The following is a 9,756-nucleotide window of genomic DNA, read 5'->3' as shown; positions in this document are numbered from 1 at the left end:
CAAAATAGCCTCTTTCGCTTGTGTGTAATCGCGCTTAACCTGTTGATAATAAAAGGTTGAACGCGGCATTTTAGCCACGCGAAGCAAATCATTTAATGTATGATTTGTTTTTAACGCTTCGATGATTTCTCTTTTTTCTGCTGTTGTTTTTGACGGTCTAACTCCTCCAACTTTTTTAGGTAAGCGTTCTCCGCTCGTAAATAAGCCAACTCTCGTTGCAACTTTTTAAACGCTTGGGGCGAAAGGTCGGTTGGCTCCGGCACTTCAATTTCTTTCTTTTTCATTTTCGGTTTCACTATTTTCGGGGGTTGAGGCTTTTTATAAGGGGATTTTACGCCATCAAGTCCTCTTTCACGAAAGGCTTTTAGCCAATGAATTACTACAGAATGGGGAATGTGATGAAGTTTTGCCACCTCGCGGATACCAACATCCTGCTCGATGACCAATTTGATAATGTCTAAACGAAATTGATAAGGATGGGACATAATCTGCACCTCAAATTAGGTGTCCAAGTTTTGGGGTGCAGATCAACAAGCGGTCGGATTCGGTGGATTTTTTGCAAAATAGTCAGCCGAACCGACCGCTTGTCCGTTAACCTTTACGGTTGTCGGGATGAAAAGAACTAAAGGTATTCCACATCGACGATGTCGAATTCCACATTACCGCCGGGGGTTTTGATATTGACCGAATCATCGATTTCTTTGCCGACCAACCCGCGTGCAATCGGCGAATTGACCGAAATTAATCCTTCTTTAATATTCGCTTCATCATCACCGACAATACGGTAAGTCACTTCTTCTTCGGTTTTCGTATTAAGCAATGTGACGGTGGCGCCAAAAATCACTTTGCCGTGATTGTGCAGTTTTGTAACGTCAATAATATGGGCATTACTGAGCTTACCTTCGATTTCTTGAATGCGACCTTCACAGAAGCCTTGCTGCTCTCGGGCGGCATGGTATTCCGCATTTTCTTTCAAATCACCGTGTTCACGGGCTTCGGCAATGGCGTTAATAATTTCAGGGCGGCGCACGTTTTTTAAGAAATCAAGCTCTTCACGCAATAATTCTGCGCCGCGTACTGTCATTGGAATTTGTTTCATTCTTTATCCTTCAAATGTGCAAAAAAGTTGTGCCAAAACAGTTATTTGACAGGGAAACCTTGAAAAATAGGCTGTTTTGGCAACGTAACGGTTAAATGTGTTGGTATAAAATCCCGAAAAGTCTGTGATGAATCAATATCAGGCTAACTTTTCGAGATAATGGTTTACGAATAGTTTTCAAGTGGCTATTATTCAACTTCTTTAAAGAAATAGCAACTGTCACTATGAGTTTACGTTTTACAAAATATACCCGCTCTTTTTTTCTCTCCGCATTGATGCTCCCGACACTCACACAAGCAAATGTCGATGTGTCTTCATTAATTTCCACATTACCGCAGGGCGCGTCGGTCGGTTTTATTGCCAAAAATTTGGATACCGGCCAAATCATCGCCGAATACCAGAGCAAAACCTTTATGCTGCCGGCGAGTACGCAAAAAGTATTCACCGCGTTGGCGGCGAAATTGGCGTTACCTGATGATTTTCGCTTTCAGACGGCATTGTTGACGAACGGTAGTGTACAAAACGGGGTACTAAAAGGCGATTTGATCGCCAAATTTACCGGTGATCCGGATTTAACAAGCGGTCAGTTATTCCAATTAATTTCCCAATTAAAAAAACAGGGGATTCATCAAATTCAGGGGAACTTGATTATGGATACCTCCGTATTCGCCAGTCACGATAAAGCGTCCGGGTGGGTATGGAATGATTTGACCATTTGCTTTAGCGCACCGCCGGCGGCGGTGAATGTTGATAACAACTGCTTTTACGTGAATTTGGACGCCAATCAGCCGACGGGAAGCTTGATTCAAGTGGATATACCTTCCGCTTATCCGGTTCAGGTTTTTAGCTCCGCTTATGTCGTGGATAAAGCCGAAGCCGGTTATTGTCAATTGGATGCCATTGTGAACGATAACAACCGCTATCAAATTCGCGGCTGTTTGGCAAAACAAACCAAACCGTTCGGATTAAGTTTTGCCGTGCAAGATCCGACCGGTTACGGGGCGAATTTGATTACCGCAAACCTGAAAAAAGTCGGTATTCAGTTTAACGGACAAATCCAACAACTAATGAAACCTCAGCAAGGTACCTTGTTGGCGGAGCATTATTCGGCACCATTGCAGACGTTATTGACGAAAATGATGAAAAAATCGGATAACCAAATTGCCGATGCCCTGTTTAGAACCATTGCCAACAAACAGTATAACCGTCCGGCGACATTTCCGTTGGCAAGCCAAGGTTTGCGTAATGTCCTGAAAAATCAGGCGGATGTGCAATTTGGAAATAGCGTTGTGGCGGATGGTTCCGGACTTTCCCGCCATAATCAAGTCAGTGCCGAAACGATGCTTCAGGCATTGGAAGCGATTGCAGGAAACGAAACGACGTTCAAGTTATTTGAAACTTTTCCGATCGCCGGGGTGGACGGTACTATTTCAGGGCGTGGTTCGATCTCTTCGGAGCCGCTGGCAAAAAATATGATTGCCAAAACCGGGGCGCTCAAAGGTGTATATAATTTAGCCGGCTTTATGACCAATGCCCGTGGAGAACGTATTGCTTTCGTGCAGTTTATCAACGGTTATTCAACGGGGGAATTGGAAAGCAAAACGAAACGGGCACCTTTGACTCAATTTGAAAATGCACTTTATATGGCATTGTATAACGACTAACAAGCGGTCGTTTCACATCACTATTTTACAAAAAAGGCGCTCAACCGAGCGCCTTTTCAATGTGTAAAATATTGGTGTAATCAAACCGCTTGTTTAATGGCGGAAATGGCGCATACCGGTTAATACCATTGCCATTCCGTGTTCGTTGGCGGCGTCGATCACTTCTTGATCTCGCATTGAACCGCCCGGGTGGATCACACAGGTAATACCGACTTTTGCCGCTGCATCAATGCCGTCACGGAATGGGAAGAAGGCATCAGATGCCATGACACAGCCTACCACTTGTAAGCCTTCGTCTTCCGCTTTAATACCTGCGATTTTCGCGGAATATACTCGGCTCATTTGTCCTGCTCCGATACCTATTGTTTGTTTGTTTTTGGCATAGACAATCGCATTGGATTTGACGTATTTCGCCACTTTCCAGCAGAAGAGTAAATCGTCTAGTTCTTCTTGGGTTGGTTTGCGTTCAGACACAAATTGTAAATCTTCAACAGACACTTGTCCTTGATCGGCATCTTGAACTAATAAGCCACCATTGACACGTTTGAAGTCTAAACGTGGTTGTGCTTCGCTAAATTCTCCACATTCTAATACACGAACGTTTTTCTTTTTCGCTAAGGCTTCTTTGGCTGCTTCAGAGATGGTTGGGGCGATGATCACTTCAACAAACTGGCGATCTGCGATCGTTTGTGCTGTTTCGCCGTCTAATTCACGGTTAAAGGCGATAATGCCGCCAAAGGCAGAGGTTGGGTCGGTTTGGTAAGCTCGGTTATAGGCTTCTAAAATATCTTTGCCAAGAGCGACACCGCAAGGGTTGGCGTGTTTAACGATCACACAAGCCGGTTCATTAAATTCTTTGACACATTCAAGGGCTGCGTCAGTGTCGGCAATGTTGTTGTAAGAAAGGGCTTTGCCTTGTAGTTGAACTGCGGTTGCCACAGACGCTTCTTTGAGTTCGTTTTCGACATAGAATGCGGCGTTTTGGTGGCTGTTTTCACCGTAACGCATGGTCTGTTTACGGGTGAAATTTAAGTTTAACGTGCGTGGGAACTGTCCGCAAACTTGGGTAATATCTTCTTCCTCAGCACCTTGATACGGTGGTACTTTTTGTCCGAAGTAGTTGGCAATCATGGAATCGTATTGAGCGGTATGTTCAAAGGCTTTGATTGCAAGGTTAAAACGGGTTTCTAAAGTAAGTGAGTTTTGATTTTGATCCATTTCAGCAAGAATGGCGTTAAAATCGTTGTTATTGACGACAATCGCAACATCTTTATGGTTTTTCGCTGCAGAACGCACCATTGTTGGTCCGCCGATGTCGATATTTTCGACCGCATCTTCAAGGGTACAGTTCGGTTTAGCAACCGTTGCTGCAAATGGGTAGAGATTTACCACAACCATATCAATACGTTCAATGCCATGCTGTGCCATCACTTCATCGTCTGTGCCACGACGACCTAAAATCCCACCGTGAACTTTCGGGTGTAAGGTTTTGACACGTCCGTCCATCATTTCCGGAAAGCCGGTGTAATCCGATACTTCGGTCACGGGTAAACCGCGGTCTGCGAGTAATTTTGCTGTTCCACCTGTTGAGAGTAGTTTTACACCACGTTGAACTAAGCCTTGGGCAAATTCGACAATGCCTGTTTTGTCAGACACACTTAATAATGCTTGTTGGATTGGACGATGAGCCATTATGGGTTCCTTTGATATCAAATTAAAAAGTGAAATTCCTCGTTTAACATCGCGAGGGAATTAAAAAAACGGCGAGATTATAAAGCAAACGTTTGCGCAAAGCTATTATTTACAAAACCTTGATTTTAATCTTTTGCGAAAAAAATATTTTAACAGTAAAATGAACGACCGTTCAGTAACCTTGATAGACCCATTTTTTATGTTTGACGAAATTCTACCGCGAAATGAAGTTGCCGTTCGTATTCTAAATGCTACAGATCGGTTAATGGCAAAAGAAGGCGTACAAAATATATCTACGCATAAAATAGCTAAAGAAGCCGGTGTCTCCGTGGGGACGATTTATTTATATTTTAAAGACAAAGAAAGTTTGTTACAGCAGCTTGTATTATACCTTTTTGATGCTTTTCATACGGCAGTGGACAGTAAACATGATCCGACCTTACCGCTTTTTGAACAGTATAAGCAGATGTGGCGTGATACGTGGCAATTTATGTTGAGCAAACCGGATATTGTCAAAAATATCCACCAATACGAATCATTGCCGCAGTTTCAAACGATCATGTTGGAATGTTTGAAATCGGAAGAGACTACATGGAATAAATTTGTGAGGCAAGGGCAAGAAAGCGGTGTGATTGCGTTGCTACCTCCGTTTGTGCTATTTGCCATCAGCATGCATACGGTTTGGGAGCTGATGCGTCAGCAACTTATATTAGGTGAAGTCTATTCTGAGGCGATTTTGGAAGAAACCGTTCTTCGAACTTGGAAAGCAATAACGATTTAATCAAAATTTATATGGAGAAATTATGACAACAGAAGCACAGAAGCCAATAGGTAGAGGCAAGAAATTTGTTATGGTGTTGATCTTGTTGATTGTCCTCATCGTATTCGGCGGTGTGGTCGGCATGCAACAATTTATCGCGAGTAAAAAAGCGGAAGCGGCATTACATATGCCGGAATCCGTTAACCCTGTCACGGTAATGACAGTGAGCGGACGTGAATGGACCCCGGTTATTTCTGCCGTTGGTTCTATTCGTCCGAATCAAGGTGCGATGATTAGTGCACAAACCGCCGGTTCAGTCACCAAGGTATTGGTGAAATCCGGTGAGAGAGTGAAAAAAGGTCAACTGTTGGTTGAAATTGACAGTTCGGTGGAACGTGCAAGTTTAAAAGCCAGTGAAGCACAATTACCGGCGGCACAAGCCAGCTATAACCGTTACCGTAACCTTGTCGCGTCAAACAGTGCATCGAAAGCAGATTTGGATTCGGCACAATCGACCTATAACCAGCTAGTGGCAACCATTGAATCGTTGAAAGCAGAGATCGCGCGTCGCCAAATCTATGCGCCTTTCGACGGTATTGCCGGTATTGTGAATGTCAATGTCGGGCAATATATTACGGCAGGTACGGAAATTGTACGCGTAGAAGATCAGAGCTCGATGAAAATTCGCTTCACCCTGCCGCAAACGGATTTAGAAAGTATCTTTATCGGTCAAAAAGTGACGGCGACTATTGATGCTTTACCGGGTAGAACCTTCCCGGCACGTATTATTGCGATTGATCCTGCGGTAGACAAATCCACCGGGTTAATTAATTTGGAAGCCGTGGTTGAGGAAGGGCAGGATAAATTACTGTCAGGTATGTTTGCGCGTTTAAATGTCGCATTGCCTACGTTATATGAACAGACGGTGGTTCCTCAAATTGCCGTCGCCTATACCATGTATGGTGAGAGCGTATATGTATTACAGCCGTTGTCTGAGGAAGATAAAGCGATCGTGAGTAAAATGGCTGAGCAAAATCCGAGCTTGGTGCTGGATAAAATCTATCGTGTTAAACAGGCTGAGGTGAAAACCAAGGATCGTAGAGGAATTTATTCACAGCTGAGTAAAGGGTTGAAAAAAGGTGATGTGATTGTCACCGGCGGGATGCAACGTTTAAGTAATAATTCATTAGTGATCATTTCCGAGCAAGAACCTGTCGGGGTAACGGCTCCTGCAACCAATACCAAATTATAGCGAGGCAAGCTGTGAAATTTACCGATATTTTTATTAAACGTCCTGTGTTGGCGGTTTGTATCAGCCTTTTAATTACCATTTTGGGCTTACAATCGATCAGTAGTTTACAGGTGCGTGAATATCCTGAAATGACGATATCTATTGTGACCGTTGAAGTCAATTATTCAGGGGCGGATTCAAGTTTGATGCAAGCGCTGATTACCTCCCAAATTGAGGAAGCGGTTGCGCAGGCGGATAATATCGACTACATGACGTCATCCAGCTCACCGAGTACTACGACGGTAACGGCAAAAATGAAGTTAAACACTGATCCGAATGCAGCGCTTTCCGATATTTCGGCGAAGGTTAATGCTATTCGCTCGAATCTACCGAGTGAAGCCGATGATCCGAGTATCAGTGTTTCTACCGGTTCGATGGATCAAATGATGTTTATCCGTTTTGTGTCGGATGAATTGAATTCGTCGCAGGTAACCGACTATATTAACCGTGTGGTGAAGCCGCAATTTTTTACGGTAAACGGGGTGTCGAGCGTGGATGTTTTTGGCGGCTCAACATTCGGTTTACGTATTTGGTTGGATCCGGACAAAATGGCTGCCTATAATTTGTCGGGCGCAACCGTCTTATCTTCGCTTAACGCCAATAATCTACAAACAGCAGCAGGTAATGCAAACGGTTATTACACCATTTATAAAAATAAAGTGGAATCCACCACGCCTTCCATTGCCGAACTGGAAAACGTGACGATCTCCACGACTTCGGACGGTCAACAAATCAAGTTAAAAGATGTAGCAACCGTGGAGTTGGACAAATCTTCAGACTCCGCCCGTTCGACGGCAGACGGTAAAGACGCCGTCGTATTAGCTGTTACTGCCGCAACAACGGCAAATACACTTACTGTGGCAAAAAATATTTACCCTATGTTTGAGCAGTTACAGAAAAACTTACCGGCATCAATCGATGGGCAAATTATGTATGATAAAACCATCGCAATTAATAGTTCGATTGTAGAGGTGGTGAAAACTATCGGTGAAGCAACCGTGATCGTGTTGGTCGTTATTATCCTGTTCTTAGGATCCCTACGAGCAATGATTGTGCCGGTTATTACTATCCCGATTTCATTGATTGGAGTACTGTTCATTCTGCAAATGATGGGCTTCTCCATCAACTTATTAACGCTTCTCGCGTTGATCTTAGCGATCGGGCTTGTGGTGGATGATGCGATTGTTGTTTTAGAAAACGTAGAACGCCACGTAAAAGAAGGGAAAACGCCATTTGATGCAGCGATTATCGGTACGCGTGAAATTGCCTTACCGGTCATTTCGATGACGATTACCTTAGCGGCGGTATATTCTCCGATGGCGTTAATGACAGGAGTAACAGGTTCTTTATTTAAAGAATTTGCACTCACCCTTGCCGGCGCGGTAGTCATCTCGGGAATTGCGGCGTTAACGCTTTCTCCGATGATGTCAAGCCGTGTTTTAAAAGAGCATAAAGAGGGCGAAGAAGGGCGCTTTGTCCAATTTATTCATCGTATGTTGGATAAAATGACGTCCTGTTATACCAATATGTTGACGATGGTAATGTCCGTACGTCGCTTTATGCTGATCTTTGCGATTGCGATTTTTACCACATTACCGTTTTTATTTAGTTCACTTTCTACTGAAGTGGCACCGACGGAAGACCGTGGCGTTGTCATCGGATTTTCTACCGGTCCGTCAAATACTAACTTGGATTATACTCAAGAAGCGCTCAAACCGTTTGAAGAGAAGGTGCGCCAAATTCCGGAAGTCTCTGCGCTGATGAATGTTGCCGGTTTTAACGGGTATAACAGTGCCTTTACCGTGATTTCACTCAAAGATTGGAATGATCGAGAGCGTAGTCAGGCACAAATCTCACAAGACGTGGCGGCATTGGGTAAAAACGTCGTTGCGATGAACGTTAATGCCATCTCTTTCCCTGAAATTTCAACGGGAGAAAGCGGTTTGCCGTTTTCCGTGGTGATTACTTCTGCAAATGACTATTCCAAATTGGCGGAAGTGGCGGCGGATTTCTTGAAAAAAGCGCAGGCATCGGGTCAATTTTTCTTCTCAAGCTTAGATTTGAAATTTGATACGGTGACCATGAATATGACGTTTGATCGTGAAAAAATGGGAACCTACGGCGTAACCATGCAGCAAGTCAGTAACTCACTCGGCGCTTTCCTTTCAGGCGCAACCATTACCCGTGTAGATATTGATTCCCGCGCTTATCAAATCGTGTCGCAAGCGGTTCGTCAAGATCGTCTCAATCCGGAAGATTTGATGAAATATTATGTGACGACGAGCAGCGGTGCATCGATTCCCCTCGGCTCATTTGTGAAGATGGAGCTCACTACCCAGCCGTCAAAATTATCACGTATGAACCAACTTAACTCCGCCACCATTTCAGGCGTTGTGTCGGGGTCAATCGGTGATGCGGTCAACTGGGCAAAAGCGGAATTGGATCAAAGCTTACCGCAAGGTTATCAGTACGACTTTTTAAGCGAAGCACGCCAATACGTTCAAGAAGGTAATGCAATGATGTTTACCTTTGCCTTGGCGGTGGTCATTATCTATATCGTGTTGGCGATTCAATTTGAATCATGGCGCGATCCGTTGGTGATCTTGGTTTCTGTTCCGTTGGCAATCAGCGGCGCGTTATTAGTGATGAACATCCTTGGCATTCAAGGGGTTGCCGGTTCAACACTGAACATTTACTCTCAGGTTGGGTTGATTACGCTTGTCGGTTTAATCACCAAACACGGTATCTTGATGTGTGAAGTGGCGAAAGAAGAGCAACTTCTTCACGGCAAATCGCGTAGTGAAGCGATTTTCCATGCGGCAACCATTCGTTTACGTCCGATCATGATGACGACGGCGGCGATGATTGCGGGCTTGATTCCGTTACTTTATGCGGCAGGCGCCGGTGCGGTGGCGCGTTTCAGTATCGGTATGGTGATTGTTGCCGGTTTGGGTATCGGTACGCTCTTTACCTTGTTCGTCTTGCCGGTCATCTATACGTTCCTTGCCAGTGAACATAAACCGTTACCGGAGTTTGACGAAGCAAAATATGCCAAAGTCGGAGGCGATAACGCCCACTAAGGCGGACAGTCTCTTATAATAGCCAAATAAAACAAGCGGTCGGTTTCACCCCAAAATTTGCAAATTTTGAAGGAGAACCGACCGCTTGTTGTGTTTTATATCAGTGTTTCCCTCGCAAAACTTGATTTTTGCTAAACTTTGCTAAATTTTTACATAAAACAGGCGTTTGT

Annotated in this window: 7 protein-coding genes; 4 read left to right on the top strand and 3 right to left on the bottom strand. The window is 44.2% G+C overall.

Annotated elements, in window-relative coordinates:
- Nucleotides 1-110: 110 nt before the first annotated feature.
- Both ACEYKX_RS00510 and greA read right to left on the bottom strand, forming a co-directional pair.
- On the bottom strand, nt 111-485 hold the full coding sequence (locus ACEYKX_RS00510) for a transposase (protein ID WP_373780352.1): 375 nt from the start codon (nt 483-485) through the stop codon (nt 111-113).
- A 137-nt stretch (nt 486-622) separates the two neighbouring features.
- Nucleotides 623-1,099, bottom strand: a complete 477-nt coding sequence (gene greA, locus ACEYKX_RS00505) for a transcription elongation factor GreA (RefSeq protein ID WP_373766986.1) — start codon at nt 1,097-1,099, stop codon at nt 623-625.
- Nucleotides 1,100-1,374: 275 nt separating this feature from the next.
- Between greA and dacB the strand changes: the two genes are divergently transcribed.
- Nucleotides 1,375-2,763, top strand: coding sequence for a serine-type D-Ala-D-Ala carboxypeptidase (gene dacB, locus ACEYKX_RS00500; protein ID WP_373766985.1), 1,389 nt, complete (start codon nt 1,375-1,377; stop codon nt 2,761-2,763).
- Nucleotides 2,764-2,856: 93 nt separating this feature from the next.
- Here the strand turns inward: dacB and purH are convergent, their stop codons facing one another.
- Nucleotides 2,857-4,455 carry a bifunctional phosphoribosylaminoimidazolecarboxamide formyltransferase/IMP cyclohydrolase gene (gene purH, locus ACEYKX_RS00495; RefSeq protein WP_373766984.1) on the bottom strand — a complete coding sequence of 533 codons (1,599 nt, stop codon included), beginning with the start codon at nt 4,453-4,455 and terminating at the stop codon, nt 2,857-2,859.
- A 160-nt stretch (nt 4,456-4,615) separates the two neighbouring features.
- Between purH and ACEYKX_RS00490 the strand changes: the two genes are divergently transcribed.
- The 3 genes from ACEYKX_RS00490 to ACEYKX_RS00480 are packed head-to-tail and all read left to right on the top strand — an operon-like array spanning nt 4,616 to nt 9,586.
- Entirely contained in the window at nt 4,616-5,236 is a 621-nt protein-coding gene (locus tag ACEYKX_RS00490) for a TetR/AcrR family transcriptional regulator (RefSeq protein ID WP_373780351.1), read from the top strand.
- 22 nt (nt 5,237-5,258) lie between these two features.
- Nucleotides 5,259-6,467 (top strand): efflux RND transporter periplasmic adaptor subunit, encoded by a 1,209-nt coding sequence (locus ACEYKX_RS00485; RefSeq protein ID WP_373766982.1) that lies wholly within the window; start codon nt 5,259-5,261, stop codon nt 6,465-6,467.
- Nucleotides 6,468-6,478: 11 nt separating this feature from the next.
- Nucleotides 6,479-9,586, top strand: a complete 3,108-nt coding sequence (locus tag ACEYKX_RS00480; RefSeq protein ID WP_373766981.1) for an efflux RND transporter permease subunit — start codon at nt 6,479-6,481, stop codon at nt 9,584-9,586.
- Nucleotides 9,587-9,756: the final 170 nt, after the last annotated feature.

Origin of the sequence: Glaesserella sp. (genome assembly GCF_041817755.1) — a bacterium.
GTDB lineage: Bacteria > Pseudomonadota > Gammaproteobacteria > Enterobacterales > Pasteurellaceae > Glaesserella.
This window is presented reverse-complemented; position numbering and strand designations above follow the sequence as displayed.